This is a genomic window from Aeromonas sp. JL9 (assembly GCF_024436075.1).
Classification (GTDB): domain Bacteria; phylum Pseudomonadota; class Gammaproteobacteria; order Enterobacterales; family Aeromonadaceae; genus Aeromonas; species Aeromonas veronii.
Genome location: NZ_JANFNV010000037.1, coordinates 17,276 through 37,238, shown reverse-complemented (window position 1 = coordinate 37,238; position 19,963 = coordinate 17,276). Strand labels below are relative to the sequence as shown.

Annotated in this window: 16 protein-coding genes; 5 read left to right on the top strand and 11 right to left on the bottom strand. The window is 57.1% G+C overall.

The genetic code is table 11. From position 1 onward, the window contains the following. Window positions 1-53 precede the first annotated feature (53 nt). Window positions 54-1,118 (bottom strand): hypothetical protein, encoded by a 1,065-nt coding sequence (locus NOM06_RS18820; protein WP_255912723.1) that lies wholly within the window; start codon window positions 1,116-1,118, stop codon window positions 54-56. 252 nt (window positions 1,119-1,370) lie between these two features. After that, the gene (locus tag NOM06_RS18815; RefSeq protein ID WP_255912722.1) at window positions 1,371-2,786 is read right to left on the bottom strand and encodes a GNVR domain-containing protein; all 1,416 of its coding nucleotides are present in this window, start codon (window positions 2,784-2,786) and stop codon (window positions 1,371-1,373) included. 157 nt (window positions 2,787-2,943) lie between these two features. Here NOM06_RS18815 and NOM06_RS18810 point away from each other — a divergent pair, with 157 nt between their 5' ends. From NOM06_RS18810 to NOM06_RS18800, 3 genes are read left to right on the top strand one after another with little or no spacing between them, the layout of a single operon-like run. Further along, entirely contained in the window at window positions 2,944-4,095 is a 1,152-nt protein-coding gene (locus NOM06_RS18810; RefSeq protein ID WP_255912721.1) for a glycosyltransferase, read from the top strand. Window positions 4,096-4,126: 31 nt separating this feature from the next. Next, on the top strand, window positions 4,127-5,317 hold the full coding sequence (locus NOM06_RS18805) for a glycosyltransferase family 2 protein (RefSeq protein WP_255912720.1): 1,191 nt from the start codon (window positions 4,127-4,129) through the stop codon (window positions 5,315-5,317). Further along, a complete protein-coding gene (locus NOM06_RS18800; RefSeq protein WP_255912719.1) occupies window positions 5,314-5,949 on the top strand; it encodes a sugar transferase in 636 nt (211 codons plus the stop codon). Before NOM06_RS18805 ends, NOM06_RS18800 begins: the two co-directional genes overlap by 4 nt. A 627-nt stretch (window positions 5,950-6,576) precedes the next feature. Here NOM06_RS18800 and ppiD read toward each other — a convergent pair. The 6 genes from ppiD to tig form a co-directional block, all read right to left on the bottom strand. Then, the gene (gene ppiD / locus NOM06_RS18795) at window positions 6,577-8,490 is read right to left on the bottom strand and encodes a peptidylprolyl isomerase (protein ID WP_245094445.1); all 1,914 of its coding nucleotides are present in this window, start codon (window positions 8,488-8,490) and stop codon (window positions 6,577-6,579) included. Window positions 8,491-8,640: 150 nt separating this feature from the next. After that, window positions 8,641-8,913: a nucleoid-associated protein HU-beta gene (hupB, locus tag NOM06_RS18790; RefSeq protein ID WP_005315375.1), complete on the bottom strand. Its 273-nt coding sequence runs from the start codon at window positions 8,911-8,913 to the stop codon at window positions 8,641-8,643. Window positions 8,914-9,153: 240 nt separating this feature from the next. Then, the gene (gene lon, locus NOM06_RS18785; RefSeq protein ID WP_005336976.1) at window positions 9,154-11,508 is read right to left on the bottom strand and encodes an endopeptidase La; all 2,355 of its coding nucleotides are present in this window, start codon (window positions 11,506-11,508) and stop codon (window positions 9,154-9,156) included. Between the two features lie 141 nt (window positions 11,509-11,649). Further along, the gene (clpX, locus tag NOM06_RS18780) at window positions 11,650-12,924 is read right to left on the bottom strand and encodes an ATP-dependent protease ATP-binding subunit ClpX (protein WP_005336977.1); all 1,275 of its coding nucleotides are present in this window, start codon (window positions 12,922-12,924) and stop codon (window positions 11,650-11,652) included. Between the two features lie 70 nt (window positions 12,925-12,994). Next, a complete protein-coding gene (gene clpP / locus NOM06_RS18775) occupies window positions 12,995-13,618 on the bottom strand; it encodes an ATP-dependent Clp endopeptidase proteolytic subunit ClpP (RefSeq protein WP_005336979.1) in 624 nt (207 codons plus the stop codon). An 86-nt stretch (window positions 13,619-13,704) separates the two neighbouring features. After that, window positions 13,705-15,015 (bottom strand): trigger factor, encoded by a 1,311-nt coding sequence (tig, locus tag NOM06_RS18770; RefSeq protein ID WP_005336981.1) that lies wholly within the window; start codon window positions 15,013-15,015, stop codon window positions 13,705-13,707. Window positions 15,016-15,456: 441 nt separating this feature from the next. Here tig and NOM06_RS18765 point away from each other — a divergent pair, with 441 nt between their 5' ends. Together NOM06_RS18765 and yfbR are read left to right on the top strand one after the other, a co-directional pair. Beyond that, window positions 15,457-15,891 carry a YccF domain-containing protein gene (locus NOM06_RS18765; protein ID WP_005336982.1) on the top strand — a complete coding sequence of 145 codons (435 nt, stop codon included), beginning with the start codon at window positions 15,457-15,459 and terminating at the stop codon, window positions 15,889-15,891. A gap of 92 nt (window positions 15,892-15,983) precedes the next feature. Continuing rightward, complete coding sequence (yfbR, locus tag NOM06_RS18760; RefSeq protein ID WP_255912718.1) at window positions 15,984-16,574, top strand: 5'-deoxynucleotidase; 591 nt, start codon at window positions 15,984-15,986, stop codon at window positions 16,572-16,574. Between the two features lie 87 nt (window positions 16,575-16,661). Here the strand turns inward: yfbR and lolE are convergent, their stop codons facing one another. The 3 genes from lolE to NOM06_RS18745 form a co-directional block, all read right to left on the bottom strand. Then, window positions 16,662-17,903, bottom strand: coding sequence for a lipoprotein-releasing ABC transporter permease subunit LolE (gene lolE / locus NOM06_RS18755; protein WP_255912717.1), 1,242 nt, complete (start codon window positions 17,901-17,903; stop codon window positions 16,662-16,664). Beyond that, entirely contained in the window at window positions 17,903-18,601 is a 699-nt protein-coding gene (gene lolD / locus NOM06_RS18750) for a lipoprotein-releasing ABC transporter ATP-binding protein LolD (RefSeq protein WP_005336988.1), read from the bottom strand. The genes lolE and lolD overlap by 1 nt, the downstream gene beginning before the upstream one ends. Before the next feature lie 88 nt (window positions 18,602-18,689). Further along, window positions 18,690-19,925, bottom strand: coding sequence for a lipoprotein-releasing ABC transporter permease subunit (locus tag NOM06_RS18745; protein ID WP_255912716.1), 1,236 nt, complete (start codon window positions 19,923-19,925; stop codon window positions 18,690-18,692). Window positions 19,926-19,963 lie beyond the last annotated feature (38 nt).

Below are 19,963 nucleotides of genomic sequence, written 5' to 3'. Positions count from 1 at the left end.
GAAGGAAGTGCGCACTAAAGTAGCGTAAACAAGACACCGGTTTGAGGCCGGTGTCAGGTGATAACTAGATCTGTACAACTTATGGTTGATATATACGCCGAAATAGCTTTGCTAATTGCGGCTCTTTCTAAAGAGTCAAGATTCAACTCATCATAGAAACGTACTTCTCCAACATGATTGGATTTTCCACTATTAGAGATATTAATCTTCAATAACGGCTTTCTATCTGAAAACTTCATAAGTGGGTTTATGTATTTTCCGTCAATTTCTTTTTCATCAACAATAAGAACAGCTGCACTATAGAGATTCATACCCCTGATATAGTTATCATCTAAGATGTGAATTGCAGACTTTATTTGAAGCGACCATAAGGATTCTTGTATATCCATAGCAACTTTATTATGAACAGCATCACCTAGTTGATAGCTAACGATTAAAAAATTCATGCCTGAATATTCAGTTCTACCTAATGACTTCGGTAAAAGTGACTCTTTATCAAAAATTACCTCAATGAGTTCCTCAGAAATAGAAGTGATTTTTGAACCATCTTTATCTATGTAACCAAACTGAATTAATTTGTTAATCGTTATGCTTTGAAATAAATCTTTGATTTTCAATAAGCCTGAAATCTGTTGATTTATACCACCAACGGTCATTAAATCAAATTTCGAGTTTATATATAACTCTTTCAAAAAGCATAATTCGGTAAAGGTTAGGTCTTTACACGACGTAATAAAATGCCGTTTAATCTTGGCTCCAATTTCTTGCTCAATTATACCTTTCATCAATTTTGCATATATTAAAACCTTTTCATTCTCTATATCTTGAATGCAAGAAGACAAAACTGCATAGTAATCACCCAAATCGAATTCTTTATTAATAAAGTCTTTAACTTTATTTTCATCCTGACTATCATTTAACAATGCCTTATGGAACTCTTCCAATCTATTTTCTGTTCTATCAGTGAAATAGTTCCGACTATGTAGAACTAAAGACTTTGTAAGGTCATAAACAAGTCCACCACCAGGTACTAATGCAGTAATCCCCTCTTTAGCTAAAAGTTCAGCTACGGTTATTGCAGATCTTTTTGACCTGATTAAGCTTTTCTCACGATCCATGAACTAATCTCCGAAGGCCTACGCCACATTAAGTAGGTAAGCAACTCTACCACCAAACGTACAAAGCTGTATTATTAAAATTTAAGCCTATTTGAACCAAAACCTCCAAGCATCGTGAACCAACATTAATGTTTTATTAAAAAATCACCAATCATCTTTATATAATGCACCTGCGCCTACTATAAAAAAGGCCTTATCACAAGGCCTTTTCAGACATATTCAGGTTCCGGCTGGTAGCCAGTTTTACGGTAATCACCCCGGTTCTGGTGACATGGGCAACACCTGCCCATCCAGCGCATGATCACTGTGGGATGGATAGTCCGGCACCGGCTCGCAGTAGGGAATGCGGCTTAGCACCGGTGCTTTGACCAGGGCGGCCAGCTGATCGGAGCGGCGCAGGCTGGCATCCGCCAGTTCGGCCACCAGCGCCAGACCGCAGCCTAGCCCCAGCCCGCCAACAATGCCCGCCATCAGAAACAGCCAGAGCGGGTAGTTGCTCGGCTTGCTGGGGGCAAAGGGTTTGTCGATCACCTTGATCCGCTCCCCCTGCTCGAAGTTGCCCAGATCGCCGGTCACCTTGGCCTTCTCATAGCGCAGCAGCAAATCCTGATAGAGGGTGCGCTTGACCGCCAGATCCCGCTCCAGCTCGGCGAGCTGGCGCTCGGTATCCCCCTGGGAGTCGACCACCTTGTCCAGCCCATCCAGCTGGCTCTTCAAGCCGGCGGCGTTTTGCTCCGCCTCCGTCAACTGCGTCTGGGCCAACTGCCACTCGGGCCCGCGCGCCATATCCGGCTGGGATTTGAGCTGCTCGAACTCCTGCTGCAACTGGTCAATCTGATAGCGCAGACTCTGCACCTTGCTGTGCTCGTCGCTGTAGCGGGCCCGCAGCAACACCAGCTCGGTACGCATCAGCTGCAGCTTCTCATTCAGTTGGCGGGCCAGCTGGCTCTCCTGCCCCAGCGATAGCTGATCGACCCGGGCCTTGGCCTGCTGCAGGGTGATCAGGCTCTCGGCATAACGCTCCTGCAAGCCATAGAGACGGGCGACGTTGGTACTCTGCTGCTGGGGCAAGGCGCTGGCATGCTCCCGTTTAAAATCGGCGAGCAGCTGCTCGGCCGCTTGCAGTTCGCTGCGGCGGCTGTCGAGCTGGCTTTGCAGAAAACGTTCGGACGACTCCGCCGACTGGCGCCCCTTGCTGAGCAGGTTGAAGAAAAAGCGCCGCGAAATGGCTTCGAGCAAACCGGCGCTGTTGGCCGCCGAATCCGCTTTTACCTTTATCTCGATCACCTCATCGCCGATCAGCCGCAGCGAGACGGCACTCGAGAGCCAGTCCATGATGGCATCGCGCTGGGCAGGCGGGGTCTCGTCATTGACCAGACCGCGATCCCGCGCCACCCCGTCCAGTACATAACGGCTGCGCAGCAGGGCTTCGAGCACCGCAAAGCGGTCCTTGAGACTCTCCTGAGTGATCAGATCCTTGAGGGTCGGGGTCTGGTTGGCATCTTGCGGCACCATAAAGGTGGTGCGGCTCTCATACTCCTTGGGGGTGAGCAGGCCGACCGTCACGCCCACCAGCGGCATCACCAGTACCGGGATCACCAGCAGATAGCGACGGCGCCAGGCGGCAAAGAGAATGATGTAGAGGTTGTAATAGAACTGGACAGGCATGGCATCACTCCCTGAGAAAGGCCCTCCCCCCGCACGATGCAAAGGCAGTGCCACCAGAGGAGCTGATCCCCTCTGTGGGCAGATCGCAAGAGTGGTACAAGATTCGCATTCTCCCGCTATCCGGGGTGTCACCCCTTCCCTTGCCGGAGCGCGAACCATGTTGTCATCAACCCCGTCGCACAAACCCCATCCCCGCGGGAGCGCCAGCGCCCAGCCCGTCTTACACCCTGTTGTTCAACCTGTCGTACAAATCGTCCAGCACCTGCAGCCCGGCGGGCTGGAGACCATGGTGCTCAACCTCACGCAGGCAAGCCCTGCCGAGCAACCGGTGCATATCATCTCCCTCGAAGGGCGCAAAGGGGATGTGTTAAGGGCATGGCCCGCCCTGCATCCCTTCGCAGGCAATATTCATTGCCTTGAAAAGCCCGCAGGCTGGTCGATCGCAACCCTCTGGCGGCTCACCCGGCTGCTATACCAGCTCAAGCCAGCCGCGGTACATACCCACCATCTGGGGCCCATGCTCTATGGTGGCCTCGCCAGTCGGCTGGCCCGGGTGCCCACTCTGGTACACACAGAGCACGATGCCTGGTATCTCGATGATCCCCATCAGCGCACGCTGGCCCTGTGGGGGCTCCGCGCCTTCAAGCCTATTCTGGTGGCCGATGCCACGCCGGTGGCCAACCAGCTGCTGGCCAAGCTGGGCCAGTTGTCTCCAACCGTGATCCCCAACGGCATCGATGAGCAGCGCTTTGCCCCGGGCGCCGCCGCCCTCGCCCGTCAGGAGATGGGGCTGCCGCAAGGAGTCAAGTTGATTGGCTGCGCCGCCCGCCTTGAGTCGGTCAAGGGGCATACCTTGCTGCTGGAGGCTGTCCGCGCCCTGCCGGAGGAGGTGCATCTTGCGTTGGCAGGGGTCGGCAGTTTGCAAAATGCGTTGCAACAACAGTGTCAGCAACTGGGGATCGCCCATCGGGTCCATTTTCTGGGGCTGATCGAAAACATGCCGCGCTTCTATCAGGGGCTGGATCTCTTCTGCCTCTCCTCGCTGGCGGAGGGGATGCCGCTCTGCGTGTTGGAAGCCCAGGCGTGCGGGGTACCGGTGGTGATGAGCGATGTGGGGGCGGCCAGAGAGATCGTCTGTCAGGCCAGCGGCCATATCCTGTCGGAGCGGGATCCCGGCCGCCTTGCCCAGCTTCTGGCACAAGGGTTGCTGCAGTGCCATAGCCTGCGTGCCGTCACCCGAGAGTTTGTGTGCCAGCAAAGCAGCTTGAGCCGGATGGCTCAGGCCTATCAGCAGCTTTACAGCCGCTGACCAAGCGACCCGATGACCAGAGGAGCATCCCATGGAATGGATCATGATCGTGTTCTGGCTGTGCGCTGTACTGGTGGTCTACCACCATGTCGGCTATCCCCTGCTGCTCAAATTCGGTGGTCGGCAGGCGCGCAAGGTGGCCAATCCGCCCCGCCCACTGGATCGGGGATTCAAAACAGCCGCCGATGAGGCGCTGCCGACCATCACCCTGCTGATGCCGGTCTACAACGAGGCGGCGACCATCGCAGCCAAGCTGCAAAACCTCGCCAGCCTCGATTACCCCGCCGACAAGCTGTGGGTGCATGTGCATTTCGATGGTTGCAGCGACAACAGTTATCCCATTGCGCTAAGCCAGCTCGGAGATCCCGCCCTGCAGCAGTTGCAGATCAGGCTGTTTGATCACCCCCGCAATCGCGGCAAGGTCGCCGTGCTCAACGAGGCCATGACCCGGGTGCACAGCGATCTGGTAGCCCTCACCGATGTCTCGGCCCTGCTGCCCATCGACAGCCTGCTGCTGGCGATCGCCCATTTTGCCGATCCCAAGGTAGGGGTGGTCGGGGAAGCGTACCGCTTCTGGCAACCGGGCTCCCAGGGCGAGGAGAGTTACTGGCACTATCAAAGCCAGATCAAACTCTGCGAATCGGCCCTTGGCGGCATGCTGGGTGCCCACGGGGCCTTCTACATGATGCGGCGGGAGTGCCTCACCCCGCTGGCCGCCGATACCATCAACGACGATTTCATCCTGCCGATGCAGGCCATCGCCAAGGGGTATCGCGCTGTCTATGACAATCGCTGCGCCGCACTGGAGCTGGAAATTTCCAATGCCGCGCTGGAGGCGACACGGCGCAAGCGGATCGGGGCAGGCAATACCCAGCAGCTGTTGCGGTTACTGCCCCTGCTGCACCCCAAGTTCGGCTGGGTTGCCTTCAACTTTGCCAGTGGCAAGGGGCTGCGGGTGTTGATGCCGCTCTGCCTGACCCTGCTGTGGCTCTGCGCCATCCCGCTGGCCACCCAATCCCTGCTATTTCAACTGCTGCTGGGGCTGCAACTGCTGGGGTATCTGCTGGTCATCTTGATCCAGCTGACCCCTGTGCACCCCTGGCCCAATCTGTTTCGCAAGATCCACTATCTGGTACTCGGACACTGGTACAACGGCATGGGCACCCTGCGCTACTGCCTGCGCGCCCCCATACGTTTCATGTCACAGGAGAAAGCCGTATGACACACCCCATTCCAAGATTGACCCTGGTGGTCAAACGCAGCATGGATCTGCTCGGTGCCACTCTTGGCCTGCTGCTGACGCTGCCGCTGTGGCCACTGATCATGCTGGCCATCCGACTCGATAGCCCGGGCCCGGTGTTCTTTCGTCAGCTGCGGATCGGGCGCAGCCACGCCACCCATACCGAGCTCTTTTTCATGATCAAGTTTCGCACCATGCGCGCCGACGCCGAGGCGGCCACTGGGCCGGTCTGGTGTGGCAAGGGGGACATCCGGATCACCCGCAGCGGCGACTTTCTGCGCAAAACCCGGCTCGATGAGCTGCCGCAGTTTATCAATGTGCTCAAGGGGGAGATGTCGCTGATAGGCCCCCGCCCGGAGCGACCCGGGATCGCCAACCGGCTGGAAGATGCGGTGCCGTACTTTATCGAACGCACCTATGAAGTGGCCCCCGGTATTACCGGTCTGGCACAGGTCAATCAGGGTTACGACGAGTCGCTGGATGATGTGCGCAGCAAGCTGGCGTTCGATCTGGCCTACTCGGTCGCCCTGCTCCACCCCTGGCGCTGGCTGGTGCAGGATGTGCATATCATCGGCAAGACAATCGCCATCATGGTCGGCAAGAAGGGGCGCTAATCCCGCCGCGCCAAGCTCTGCAGCTCCACCAGGGCGCAAGGGAAAATAGCATCGCTAAAGTAGATGAAGCCCTCTTCTTCGAATCGTTCTAGAACAACTTAGATGAGCGCAACCGAGTAGGATCATAGTGACGAGGGGCGAACCAACAGAGCCTGGCCGGATTACATCACGGTGATGGCGGTTAAAGAACAGGGAGATCCAAGATACGGCGTTTTAGTTGGAAAAGAAGAATACCGAGACGGTGAGAGCTGTCTTGAAGATTCTAGTTTCCCCAGATGCGGTACTGTGTGCTGGTGTGTATGCCAGTTTCCACACAGTGCAAGGTATGACTCATCCAGGAGTGCGCAATCATCAGGGTAAGTAAGTGGCCGGTGCGTATCACATTCAGCATGTAAACGACTATCAGCATAAGTTGAAAGAATGGGATGGCGCACGGCCATGGCGTGGCGGCTCACTACCTAAGGAATTATCTGGGTTGACGCAGGATACTGTAGATCACATGAGGGTGTTGAATATAAATGCATGGCTGCATGAGACGCTAGGACTCTCATGAACAGTTCATAGAGACATAGCCAATAAAAAACGGCTCCATCACGGAGCCGTTCTCAATGGATTGCACAGTGCCGATTACTCGACGGTCGCTTCCACACTGGTGAAGTACTCGATCTTGGCTGCTTTGCGCAACTCGTCGATCAGAGACTTGTAATCCATCTGAGCTTTGCCCTGACCCAGCTGAGCTTGCAGCATGGCAGCCATACCGGATGCGGCGGCAGGGACGTTGACCTTGTCCAGCGCAACTACAACGCGGTCACCATTGGTCTCGGCAACCAGAGCCACGCTCGGCTTGCCGTCGATCGGATGGGGCAGCGTGAACGCCTGGGCAATCAGGTTCTGATCCAGCTCGCGATCGAAGCGGGCAACCCCTTTGTGGGTCTCCACTTTCAGACCGAGTGCAGTCAGATCGGCGGTGATGCTCTCACCGACTTTCAGCTTGTCCAGCAGGCCCTGGGCCTTGCCACGGGCCACTTCGCTAGCCTTGTCATGCTTGATGGCGGCAATCACCTGCTCTTTCACCTCGGCCAGCGGCTTGACCGCTTTGGGCTTGTGACCAGTGATGTGCAGCACCAGCGCCTTGCCGTCAGCCAGCTCGATCACGTCGGAGTTGGTGTTGTCATCGCGCAGCTGTTCGGAGAACGCCACGGAGAGCACCTTGGGATCGTTCAGCGGAGCCGGAGCAGTCGCCTGGGTGAAGAAATCGGAAGATTGAACCTTCATCCCCATGGCATCAGCGGTCAGATCCAGCGAGTCCGGGTTTTCGAAGCTGTTGTCAGCCATCTTCTGCTGCTCGGCGAAGAACTTCTCCTTGGCCTTGTCAGCTTGCAGACGAGTGATGGTCTCTTCTTTCACATCGGCAAACGGCTTGGTCTGGGCTGCTTCAACCCCCAGCAGCTTGATGATGTGGAAACCGAACGGGCTCTTCACCACGCCGGAGAGATCGCCAGCCTTGTTCAGGGCGAACGCGGCTTTCTCGAAGGCCGGATCCATCACCCCTTTCTCGAACCAGTCCAGCTCGCCGCCTTTTTTGGCAGAAAAGGTATCGGAAGAGTCAGCCTTGGCCAGCGCAGCGAAATCATCGCCCGCCTTGGCTTTGGCCAGCACGGCTTCTGCTTTCTGCTCGGCCGCTTTCTCATCCTTGCCAAACGGGATCAGGATGTGAGCCACGTGGCGACGTTCGGCACGCTGGAACAGATCCTGGTGCTGATCGTAGTAATCCTGGGCATCCTGCTCGGTGACCTTGATATCCTTGGCGAGGTTGGCGGCGTCCAGCAGCAGATAGTCGACCTTGACCTGCTCGTCGTTCATGAAACGGGCGCCATTGGTCTTGTAGTACTGCTCCAGCTCGTTGTCGGAGACCTGAACATCAGCCATGTAGTTGGCGGCAGCCAGACGCACCAGACGCAGATCGCGAGTCTGGTTGTAGAGCTTGTCGAGCTGCTCCGCTTCACCCTTGAGGGAGAATTCGGTGCCCAGCAGGGCGCTCATCAACTGTTGACGCACCATGTCCTGACGCAGGGAGTCACGGAACATTTCAGGAGTCATGCCGGCACGACGGATCAGCTGCAGATAGCGGTCATTGTTGAACTTGCCGTTCTCGGCAAACTCCGGCATGGCCACGATGGCTTGCTTGATCTGTTCATCGCTGATACGCAGACCCAATTCACGGGCCTTGCTGTCCAGCAGCGCCTGATCGATCAGCCGATCCAGCACGCCGCGGCGGAACTGTTTCATGTAATCGGGGTTCGCGGCCAGCTGGCTGAATGCCTCTCCCATCTGGGATTCCATGCGGGCGCGCTCGTTACGGTAGGCATTTTCCAGTGCCGCAGCACTGATCTCGGTGCCATTGACGGTGGCGGGGGCGGTACGGGCCGGGCCGTTCAGGTAACTACCTACACCAGCCAAGGCAAAGGAGAGGATGATCAGGCCCAAGATAACCTTGGCTACCTTGCCCTGCGCCCCTTCGCGTAGTTTATCCAACATCATGTTTGTACTTATGCTCCCGAACTCGATGGGCGTAAACAATAAAAAGGCGCACCGATTGCGATGCGCCTTGGTCAATCAGTATGAGAGAAGACTCTCTAACTTGTCTGGTCTGCGACCAAGGACGGTAGCCGACGGATATCAGCGACCGACTTAGTTAACAGCGTCTTTCAGGGCCTTACCGGCTTTGAAGGCAGGAACTTTACCAGCAGCGATTTCGATGGTCGCGCCAGTCTGCGGGTTACGGCCTGAACGGGCAGCACGCTCGCGTACAGCGAAAGTACCGAAACCAACCAGAGCAACCTGGTCACCCTCTTTCAGCGCTTCACCAACAGCATCAATGAAGGCATCCAACGCACGGCCAGCGGCAGCTTTGGAGATATCGGCACCGTCTGCAATCTTGTCAATCAGTTGAGATTTATTCACTCTTATATTCCCCTTTTATCAAACACCGCTGCGGCGCTGATTTCCCTGGCCACAACAAGTGGAGGTTTTATAGCAAGCCTCCTGATCAGTTGCAAGTGACAATCTGGCGCAAACCCGCGCCACACAACGCATTGCGACTCATCACGAGTACCCGATCGGTGGTCAAGGCTACTTCCGTTATCGGGCGCATGCAAGCCTTAACCACCCGCCGAATGCGCCAAATTTGCGGCGCATCAACATTTACACGACAGAAACGCGCTCAAACCCCTGTGGATTGTCCTGCAACGCCAATTCCAGCACCTCGTCAATCCAGCGAACCGGATAAATTTCAAGGTCTTGTTTGACGTTTGCCGGGATCTCCTCAAGGTCACGCTCGTTCTCTTTCGGAATAAGCACTCGCTTGATGCCGCCACGGTGGGCTGCCAGCAACTTCTCCTTGAGACCACCGATGGGCAGCACTTCGCCGCGCAAGGTGATCTCCCCTGTCATCGCCACATCAGCACGAACCGGATTACCGGTCAAGCTGGAGACCAGGGCAGTACACATAGCGATACCGGCGCTCGGACCATCTTTCGGGGTAGCCCCTTCCGGTACGTGCACGTGGATATCGCGCTTCTCGTAGAAATCGGCGTTGATGCGCAGCTTCTCGGCACGGGCTCGTACCACCGTCATGGCCGCCTGGATGGACTCCTGCATCACGTCACCGAGGGAACCGGTATAAGTGAGCTTGCCCTTGCCCGGCATGTTGGTGGTCTCGATGGTGAGCAGATCGCCCCCCACTTCGGTCCACGCCAGACCACACACCTGACCCACTTGATTCTGGTCGGTGGCCTTGCCGTAATCGAAACGCTGCACCCCGAGGAACTCCTTGAGGTTCTCCTGATTGACCTGAACATGCTTGATGCTCTTGTCCAGCAGGATGCGCTTGACCGCCTTGCGACAAATCTTGGAGATCTCGCGCTCCAGACTCCGCACCCCCGCCTCGCGGGTGTAGTAACGGATCACTCCGACCAGGGCAGAATCTTCGATGGTGATCTCGGACTCTTTCAGGCCGTTGCGCTGGATCTGCTTGGCAACCAGATGCTGCTTGGCAATGTTGAGCTTCTCATCTTCGGTGTAACCGGAGAGACGGATCACTTCCATCCGGTCCAGCAAGGGGCCGGGGATGTTCATGGAGTTGGAGGTGGCCACGAACATGACGTCCGACAGGTCATAATCCACTTCCAGATAGTGATCGTTGAAGCTGTTGTTCTGTTCCGGATCAAGCACTTCCAGCAAGGCGGATGCGGGATCGCCACGCATGTCCGAGCTCATCTTGTCGATTTCGTCGAGCAGGAACAGCGGGTTCTTCACGCCAACTTTCGCCATCTTCTGGATAAGCTTGCCGGGCATGGAACCGATATAGGTACGGCGGTGACCGCGGATCTCCGCTTCGTCACGCACCCCACCGAGGGCCATCCGCACATATTTGCGGCCTGTCGCCTTGGCAATGGATTGGCCCAGCGAGGTCTTGCCTACACCGGGAGGCCCAACCAGACAGAGGATAGGGCCCTTGAGCTTGTTCACCCGTGCCTGTACCGCCAGATATTCGAGGATGCGATCCTTGACCTTCTCGAGGCCATAGTGATCGGCATCCAGCACCTCTTGCGCCTTGCCAAGATCTTTCTTGACCTTGGATCGCGCCTTCCACGGCACCTGTACCATCCAGTCCACATAGCTGCGAACCACGGTAGCCTCGGCGGACATGGGAGACATCATCTTCAGCTTGGCAAGCTCGGCCTGGGCCTTTTCACGGGCATCTTCCGGCATGCCAGCCTCTTCAATCTTGCGATTGAGGGCTTCAAACTCATCCGGGCTATCTTCCAGCTCACCCAGCTCTTTCTGGATGGCCTTCATCTGCTCGTTGAGGTAATACTCGCGCTGGCTCTTTTCCATCTGCTTCTTGACGCGAGTACGGATGCGCTTCTCGACCTGCAGCAGGTCAATTTCCGACTCCATCATCGCCATCAGGAACTCGATGCGCTCGGATACCGAGACGATCTCCAGCACCTTCTGCTTGTCTTCCAGCTTGAGCGGCATGTGGGCCGCCATGGTGTCAGCAAGACGCGCAGCATCGTCGATCGCCGAGATCGAGGTCAGTACCTCGGGCGGGATCTTCTTGTTGAGCTTGATATAGCCTTCAAACTGGCCGATAGCGGAGCGAACCAGCACTTCCTGATCCTTCTCCTCAATGGCTTGGGAGGGAATGTACTGGGCCTCGCAGACAAAGAAATCCTTGTCGTCGATCATCCGCTCCAGGCGGGCACGCTGTCCCCCCTCTACCAGCACCTTGACGGTGCCGTCCGGCAGCTTGAGCATCTGCAGAATATTGGCCACTGTCCCGACGGTGAAGATCTCCTCCACAGTCGGCTCATCGGTTGACGCATCCTTCTGGGCCACCAGCAGAACTTTCTTATCCTGCTCCATGGCCGCTTCCAGACAGCGAATGGATTTTTCCCGCCCCACAAAGAGTGGAATGACCATGTGGGGATAAACCACCACGTCACGAAGAGGCAGGACGGGAATCTCGATGCGTTCTGAACGCTCTAGGTTCATATATGTCCTCTCGGCTTGTTATACCGTTGGCAAAGCGCTTGGCTGAGTATATGGGGGCGCTGAGATGAGATTCAATCGCCGAAACCGTAAAAAGCATGAAAGGGGCAAAAAGCCCCTTCCATTTGATTAAAAATCAGACATTTACTCTGATGCAGCAGCTTGGGTTTCGGGATTCTCGTAGATCATCAAGGGCGCAGAGTCCCCTTTGATCACGGTCTCGTCGATCACCACCTTGCTGACCCCTTCCAGAGAAGGCAGGTCATACATGGTATCCAGCAGAACCGCCTCCACAATGGAACGCAGACCACGAGCACCGGTTTTACGCTCCATCGCCTTGCGGGCAATGGCGTTGAGCGCGTCGTCACGGAACTCCAGCTCAACCCCTTCCAGGTCGAACAACGCAGCGTACTGTTTGGTCAACGCGTTTTTCGGCTCTTTCAGGATCTGGATAAGCGCAGACTCATCCAGCTCGGTCAGAGTCGCGACCACCGGCAGACGGCCGATGAACTCGGGGATCAGACCATATTTGATCAGATCTTCCGGCTCCACCTTGGCGAAGGTTTCGCTCAGGGTGGCCTTGGCATCCTTGGATTTCACCTCGGCGCCAAAACCGATACCGGTTCCCTTCACGGAACGCTGCTCGATCACCTTGTCCAGACCGGCAAAAGCACCGCCACAGATGAAGAGGATCTTGGAGGTATCAACCTGCAAGAACTCCTGCTGCGGATGCTTGCGACCACCTTGCGGCGGCACGGAAGCGATGGTCCCTTCGATCAGCTTGAGCAGTGCCTGCTGTACCCCTTCCCCGGAGACATCGCGGGTGATGGAGGGGTTGTCCGACTTGCGAGAGATCTTGTCGATCTCGTCGATGTAGACGATGCCACGCTGGGCCTTCTCTACGTCGTAGTCGCACTTTTGCAGCAGCTTCTGGATGATGTTTTCCACGTCCTCGCCCACATAACCGGCTTCGGTCAGGGTGGTCGCATCGGCCATGGTGAACGGCACATCCAGCAGACGAGCCAGAGTCTCGGCCAGCAGGGTCTTGCCGCTACCGGTAGGGCCAATCAGCAGGATGTTGGATTTGCCGAGCTCCACACCACTGTTTTCGCCGCTGTTGCGCAGACGCTTGTAGTGGTTGTAGACGGCAACGGCCAACACCTTCTTGGCGTACTCCTGCCCGATCACATAGTCATCGAGATGAGCGCGGATCTGATGAGGGGTCGGCAGCTCGTTACCATCGCGCTTGGGAGAGATCTCGCGGATCTCTTCGCGGATGATGTCGTTGCACAGCTCGACGCACTCATCACATATGTAGACGGAAGGGCCAGCGATCAGCTTGCGCACTTCATGCTGGCTTTTGCCGCAAAAAGAGCAGTAGAGCAGCTTATCACCCTCACCCTTGCGTTTCTCTGTCATTCAGCAACCTCGTTTTATCAATAGAGGATGGATCGGCCTGTTGAGTTTACAACAGACCGGGACACCCTGCTCAGCTACGCTGGCTCAGGACACCGTCTACCAGACCATAGGCCACGGCCTGCTCGGCGGACATGAAGTTGTCACGATCGGTGTCACGCTCGATGGTAGCCATGTCCTGACCGGTGTGGAACGCCAGGCGCTCGTTCAGGGTATTTTTGATCTTCAGGATCTCCTGGGCGTGGATCTGGATATCAGATGCCTGACCCTGGAAGCCACCCAGCGGCTGGTGGATCATCACGCGGGCGTTAGGCAGGCAGAAACGCTTGCCCTTGGCACCGCCAGCCAGCAGGAAGGCACCCATGGAGCAGGCCTGCCCCATGCAGACGGTGCTGACATCCGGCTTGATGAACTGCATGGTGTCGTAGATGGACATGCCCGCAGTCACCGAACCACCCGGCGAGTTGATGTAGATATAGATGTCCTTGTCCGGATTCTCGGACTCGAGGAACAGCAGCTGGGCAACCACCAGATTGGCCATGTGATCTTCAACCTGACCAGTCAGGAAGATCACCCGCTCTTTCAGCAGACGGGAGTAAATATCGTAGGAACGTTCACCCTTGGCAGTCTGTTCGACCACAATGGGGACCAGCGCATTGCTGGGAGAATCGGTCATATCGTTATAGTTCTTGTACATAAGGCATTGTCCCTAAAATAAAATGGCCCGAGTGGAGATCACACGAGCCATTATACTTAACAGTCTTGACCTTAAGTCAAATGTTCTTAGGCAGCGGCGCCAGACTTGTTGATCACTTCGTCAAAGGCAACTTCTTTTTCGGTCACTTGCGCTTTGGACAGGATCAGGTCGATGGCTTGATCTTCTACTGCCAGGTTACGAACGCCGTTCAGCATCTGTTCGTTCTTCTGGTAGTACTCGATCACTTCCTTCGGATCTTCGTAGGCAGTCGCCATGGACTCGATGATGCTGTTTACACGGGCATCGTCAGCCTTGATCTCGTTGGTGCGGATCACGTCACCCAGCAGCAGGCCTACGCGTACACGACGCTCGGCTTGAGCCTGGAACAGTTCAGCCGGCAGCTCGGGAGCGTTGCCGCCCTGGAAGCCGCCGAAGCGCTGCAGAGCCTGCTGACGCAGTGCGTCGATCTCTTGAGCAACGGCTGCTTTCGGCAGGTCGATTTGGTTGGCTTCAACCAGACCGTTCAGAACCTGCTCTTTCACGCTGTTTTTCAGGGCTTGAGCCAGTTCGCGCTCCATGTTCTTGCGCACTTCGGCTTTCAGCTCTTCAACAGAACCGCTTTCGATACCGAAACGCTTCACGAACTCTTCGGTCAGCTCAGGCAGGATCTGCTCTTCAACCTTGATCAGCTTGGAAGCGAACTTGGCTTCTTTGCCTTTCAGGTTTTCAGCGTGGTAGTCCGCCGGGAAGGTCACTTCGATGGTGAACTCGTCGCCTGCTTTCTTGCCCATGATGGCGTCTTCGAAGCCCGGGATCATACGGCCAGCGCCCAGAACCAGGTTGAAGCCTTCAGCTTTGCCGCCGTCGAACTCTTCACCGTCGATGGAACCGACGAAGTCCATGGTCACACGCATGCCATTGGCAGCGGCAACATCGGCATCAGCCCAGGTAGCGTGCTGCTTGCGCAGGGTGTCGATCATGTTGGCCAGATCTTCATCCTTCACGGTAGCAACCGGCTTCTCGACCTTGATGGTCTCGAGACCTGCAACTTCGAACTCCGGATACACTTCAAAAGTGGCGGTGAATTCGAAATCCTGACCTTCTTTGATCTCTTTCGGATCCATGGTCGGGGCACCGGCCGGGCTCAGTTTGTTTTCGATGATGGCTTTGATGAAGTTGCTCTGCATCATTTCATCAGCAACGCGGGCGTGAGCCATGGCGCCGAACATCTTCTTGATGATGGCAACCGGAGCCTTGCCAGGACGGAAACCGTCGATGCGACGAGTTTTGGCCAGGCCATTCAATTCTTTACGCACAGCGGCGTCTACGGTAGCGGCCGGTACAGTGATGGTAAGACGGCGTTCCAGACCCTGGGTTGTCTCTACAGAAACTTGCATTCTTCTACCTCGTTCAACTCAGCACTGTGTGCTGACCCTTTATTGCCCCTGGGCAAAGCCCGGAGTCTTCCTGTTTATAAAGACAACGATATGTCTTTGTGATGAGAAAATATGACGCGGCATTATAGCGGCGCACTTTGGTCGAGTCGAGCCACACATCCCCCACATTGAGCGGCGTGCAAGCACAATTCGTGCAAAACTGCCCTTTATATGGGGAGAGAGGTGCCAGACTTCAACTATCCGATGGCAATAATTTTGCGTTTGCTCACCTTTTTTCATCCGAACGCCGCTTTATTGCCCATCTTTCGCCGAAAAACAGCCCACCGTTGCGAGCGGCGACTCAATTTGTCCAGCCAAATGGCGATTGGGCCAATCAACCATTGCGTCCCTACCCCTCCCTCGTTATGGTGGCAACCAAATTGATGATCTGGAGTCACTCACATGGCCTTTTTCCGCTTCTTGTTCAATCTGCTCTGGTTTGTACTGGGAGGTGTCTTTATGGGCCTGGCCTGGTGGCTGGCCGGTCTTGTCTGCTTTATCTCGCTGGTCGGCATCCCCTGGGGACGAGCCTGCTTCGTGATCGGCACCTTTACCTTCTTCCCGTTTGGCAAGCAGGCGGTCAATCGCAAAACCATGACAGGCCAGAGCGATATCGGCACCGGCACTCTGGGGCTGATTGGCAATATCCTCTGGTTCGTGCTGATCGGTGTTTGGCTCGCCATCGGCCACATCGCTTCCGCGCTGGCCTGCTTCGTGACCATTATCGGTATCCCGTTCGGTATCCAGCACCTCAAGCTGGCACTCATCAGTCTGGCGCCCATCGGCCAGATGATTGTGACCAATCAGGAGGCGGAATCGGGCCGCTATATCCGCTAACGGCGGGAAATGCGCGGGCAGACGCTGCCCTGCAACGAAAAAAAGGGCAGACTAGGGTCTGCCCTTTTTTATTCTCTTTTGTTGAGGCCATCATGTTACCCAGCCATTTTTTCGCCAATCTCGCCCGCATGAAACTCATCTACCGCTGGCCCCTGATGCGCAACATCCAGCCGGAAAACATCGCCGAGCACAGCCTGCAAGTGGCCATGGTGGCCCATGCCCTCGGCATCATCAAAAATCGACTGTTTGGCGGCAGCGTGAATGCCGACCGCGTCGCGGTGATGGCCCTCTATCACGACAGCAGTGAAGTGCTGACCGGCGATCTGCCCACCCCGGTCAAATACTTCAACCCCGAGATCGCCCGCGAGTACAAGAAGATAGAGCTGGCCGCCGAGCAGCGTCTGCTTGGCATGCTGCCGCCGGAACTGGTGGAGGACTTTCGCCCCCTGCTCGATTCGGCAGCCCAGGATGGCGAGCTGGCCAGACTGGTCAAGGATGCCGACACCCTCTGCGCCTATACCAAGTGTCTGGAGGAGATCAACGCGGGCAACCGGGAGTTCGAACCGGCTCGCAAGCGCCTTGAAGCCATGCTGGCAGCGCGGATGAGCGAGGAGATGCGCTACTTTATCGACACCTTCGTGGCCAGCTTCTCCCTGCCACTCGATGAGCTTAACGCTCACTAAGCCAGTCCACGCGACCTGAAAACAGCAGGGCCCGCCGGTTTGCACCGGCGGGCCCTTCGTTCTTTATTGCGCATTAGATGCAACGCATCAGTGACCCAGCTCGCGGGACGGTACCAGACCGCTCGCCCGCCAGGCGGGATAGAGGGTAGCCACCAGGCTCATCAGGATGGCTGCGCCCGTCACGATGAGCAGATCCTGCATATGCAACTCGGTCGGCAAAAAGTCGATAAAGTAGATATCCGGATTGAGGAAGCGGTGACCGATGAGCTTTTCGACAACGCTCAGGATCTGGGTCAGCTTGCTGGAGAGCAGACCACCCAGCAGGGCACCGAGCAGGGCACCGGCCACGCCGTTGACCATGCCCTGAATGACGAAGGTGAGCCGGATCTGGCCGGGGCTCGCACCCATGGTTTTCAGGATGGCGATTTCGCTGCGCTTCTCGTTCACCGCCATCACCAGAGTGGAGACGATGTTGAAACAGGCGACGGCCACCACCATCAGCATCACCACATACATGACGGTACGCACCATCTGGATGTCCTGATAGAGGTAGCCCTGGCTGTTCATCCAGCTGCGGATGTAAACATGATGAGGGAACTGCTGCGCGGCGGCTACCGTGATGGATTGCGCCTTGAGCACATCGCTCACCCGCAGGCTGAAGCCCTCCACATCGCTTCCCATACCGGTGATCGCTTGCGCATCGGCCAGATGCATAAAGCCGAGCAGGCCGTCGAGCTGACCGCCGATCTCCAGCAGCCCCACCACGGTCAGGGCTTCGCGGCGAGGATTCTTGATCCCCGCCTGATCGCCCCCTTGCGGCAGCAGCAGGGCGACCGAGTCCCCCACCTTGACCCCCAGCTTGTCGGCGATGGTCTTGCCAAGGATCACCCCACGTTCACCCGGTTGCAGCTCACGCAGACCACGGCCCGTCATGTATTTGCCGGCATCCGACAGATTGGCTTCCAGATCGGGCAGCACGGCGCGCAGTTGCACCCCCTTGAGGGCAGAGCCATGCTCCAGCAGGCCATTGAGGCGAATGACCGGCGCTGCCGCCTCAACGCCCGGCTGGGCCAGCAGGTAGTCGCGCAGACGGGGCCAATCCGGCAGCGGCTGCTCGACAGCGTCCAGCTCCCCTTGCGGCACCACGGAGAGCACCCGGTCTTTCAGTTCACGCTCGAAACCGTTCATGGCGGAGAGGCCCAGGATCAGCGCCATCACCCCGAGGGCAATACCGATCAGGGAAGAGGCAGAGATAAAGGCGATAAACCCGTTGCGACGGCGGGAGCGGCTGTAACGCAGGCCCAGAAAGAGGGGCAGCGGTTTGAACATCAGGCAACCTCCGCCATCACGCCGCTCACCAGGGTCACCCGGCGATGGAGCTTGGCCGCGAGGCTCAAGTCGTGAGTCACTACCACAAACGCAGTGCCCAGTTCACGATTCAGTTCACACAGCAGTTCGTACACCGCGGTGGCACTGGCGTGATCCAGATTGCCGGTAGGTTCATCCGCCAGCACCAGACTCGGTTCGTTGACCAGCGCCCGGGCGATCGCCACACGTTGACGTTCGCCACCGGAGAGCTCGGAGGGACGGTGATTCAAGCGATGGGAGAGCCCTACCCTACCCAACATTTTGGTCGCCTTTTCGGTGGCAACCGCCACCGACTCACCGGCGATAAGCAGCGGCATGGCCGCATTTTCCAGCGCACTGAACTCGGAGAGCAGGTGGTGGAACTGGTAGACAAAGCCCAGCTCGCGGTTGCGAAAGCGAGCCTGGGTACGGCTGTCCCAATGGTGGATATCCTCCCCCTTGAACAGCACGGCGCCGCTGGAGGGGTTGTCGAGGGCCCCCATCAGATGCAGCAGAGTGGTCTTGCCGGAGCCGGAGCTCCCCACCACCGCCAGCATTTCGCCGGGCGCGACGCAGAGATCGATCCCCTTGAGCACCTGAGTCTCCAGCTCCCCCTCTTTATAGACATGATTGAGCGCCTGGCAGCGCAGCAGAGGTTCACGGGATACGGCTTCATTCATAACAGGGGCTCCACTTGCCTCGGTAACAACGCTGGCACCCGCAACTACGGGGGCACCAGTCACAACAGAAGATGTATTATTCACGGCATTACTCATAACGCAGCGCCTCGGCCGGTTTCACCCGCGCAGCGCGGGCCGCCGGATAGAGGGTGGCACTGAAGCTCAGCAGCACGGCGCCCAGCAAGATGGTGATGACCTGAGCCGGCTCGACAATCACCGGCAGGCCACTGCCGCCCGCCGCCATATAGAGGTTGAGCCCCACCGCATTGAGCAGAGGGTTGAGACCCAAGGAGAGCGCAAGGCCTGCCAGTCCGCCAAACAGGGCGCCAATCACCCCGCTGGAGGCGCCAAGCACCATGAAGATTTTGACGATCCCCGATTCACTCATACCCATGGTGCGCAGGATGGCCACTTCGCCCTCCTTGTCCGTCACCACCATCACCAGCGCGGAGAGGATGTTGAAGGTAGCGACGGCGATGATCAGCACCAGCATCAGCCCCATCATCCGTTTTTCCATGGCGACCGCCTGGAACAGCTCGCCCCGCTCGCGGCGCCAATCCTGCCAGACCAATCCGTCAGGCAACGGCGTCTTGATCACCTCGTCAGCGGCAAAGGGATCATCGAGCCAGAGGCGAATGCCACCGACGGTTTCTGGCGGCAGACGCAGCAACCGCTGGGCATCCCCCAGGGCGATCAGCGCAATCTGGTTATCCACATCGGCGCCGACCCCGAAGATGCCGGAGACGGTAAAGAGGCGCTGGGCCGGTACCCGACCAAATGGAGTGAAGCGGGTCCCCTCGGTCAGGATCAGCCGAACCTGATCGCCGATGGAGACATTGAGACGACGAGCCACCCCCTGCCCCAGCACGATGCGGTAGTGGCCGGCCTGCAGGGTATCGAGGCGCCCCCCCAGCATCTGGCTGTGGAGGATGTCATCCTTGGGCCACTTCGCAGGGTCGATCCCCTGCACGCTCACCCCGGTCAGCTGGCCGGGGCTTTGCAGCATCCCTTCGCTGTCGAGCATGGGGGCAGAGGCAACCACATGGGGTAGTTTGGCCAGATCCGGCAAGCCTTGCGGCTCTGCATCAATACGGCCAGCCTGGTTGGTCACCACCACATGGGGGATCACCCCGAGGATGCGCCCTTTGAGCTGCCCTTCGAAACCGTTCATCACCGAAATTACCACCATCAGGGCGGCGACCCCGATGGCGATGCCAAAGGTAGAGAACAGGGAGATAAATGAGACGAAGCGATTGCTGCGCTTCGAGCCTGCATAACGCAGGCCGATGGCCAGCGAAAGGGGCTGAAAAAGTCCGGTCTTCAAGGATATGTACGTTGCCAACAAAATAAGATACCGGATAA

Coding starts and splice junctions, on each gene's coding strand:
- NOM06_RS18820 (WP_255912723.1), bottom strand. CDS start 1,118: ATGGATCGTGAGAAAAGCTTAATCAGGTCAAAAAGATCTGCAATAACC.
- NOM06_RS18815 (WP_255912722.1), bottom strand. CDS start 2,786: ATGCCTGTCCAGTTCTATTACAACCTCTACATCATTCTCTTTGCCGCC.
- NOM06_RS18810 (WP_255912721.1), top strand. CDS start 2,944: ATGTTGTCATCAACCCCGTCGCACAAACCCCATCCCCGCGGGAGCGCC.
- NOM06_RS18805 (WP_255912720.1), top strand. CDS start 4,127: ATGGAATGGATCATGATCGTGTTCTGGCTGTGCGCTGTACTGGTGGTC.
- NOM06_RS18800 (WP_255912719.1), top strand. CDS start 5,314: ATGACACACCCCATTCCAAGATTGACCCTGGTGGTCAAACGCAGCATG.
- ppiD (WP_245094445.1), bottom strand. CDS start 8,490: ATGATGTTGGATAAACTACGCGAAGGGGCGCAGGGCAAGGTAGCCAAG.
- lon (WP_005336976.1), bottom strand. CDS start 11,508: ATGAACCTAGAGCGTTCAGAACGCATCGAGATTCCCGTCCTGCCTCTT.
- clpX (WP_005336977.1), bottom strand. CDS start 12,924: ATGACAGAGAAACGCAAGGGTGAGGGTGATAAGCTGCTCTACTGCTCT.
- clpP (WP_005336979.1), bottom strand. CDS start 13,618: ATGTACAAGAACTATAACGATATGACCGATTCTCCCAGCAATGCGCTG.
- tig (WP_005336981.1), bottom strand. CDS start 15,015: ATGCAAGTTTCTGTAGAGACAACCCAGGGTCTGGAACGCCGTCTTACC.
- NOM06_RS18765 (WP_005336982.1), top strand. CDS start 15,457: ATGGCCTTTTTCCGCTTCTTGTTCAATCTGCTCTGGTTTGTACTGGGA.
- yfbR (WP_255912718.1), top strand. CDS start 15,984: ATGTTACCCAGCCATTTTTTCGCCAATCTCGCCCGCATGAAACTCATC.
- lolE (WP_255912717.1), bottom strand. CDS start 17,903: ATGTTCAAACCGCTGCCCCTCTTTCTGGGCCTGCGTTACAGCCGCTCC.
- lolD (WP_005336988.1), bottom strand. CDS start 18,601: ATGAATGAAGCCGTATCCCGTGAACCTCTGCTGCGCTGCCAGGCGCTC.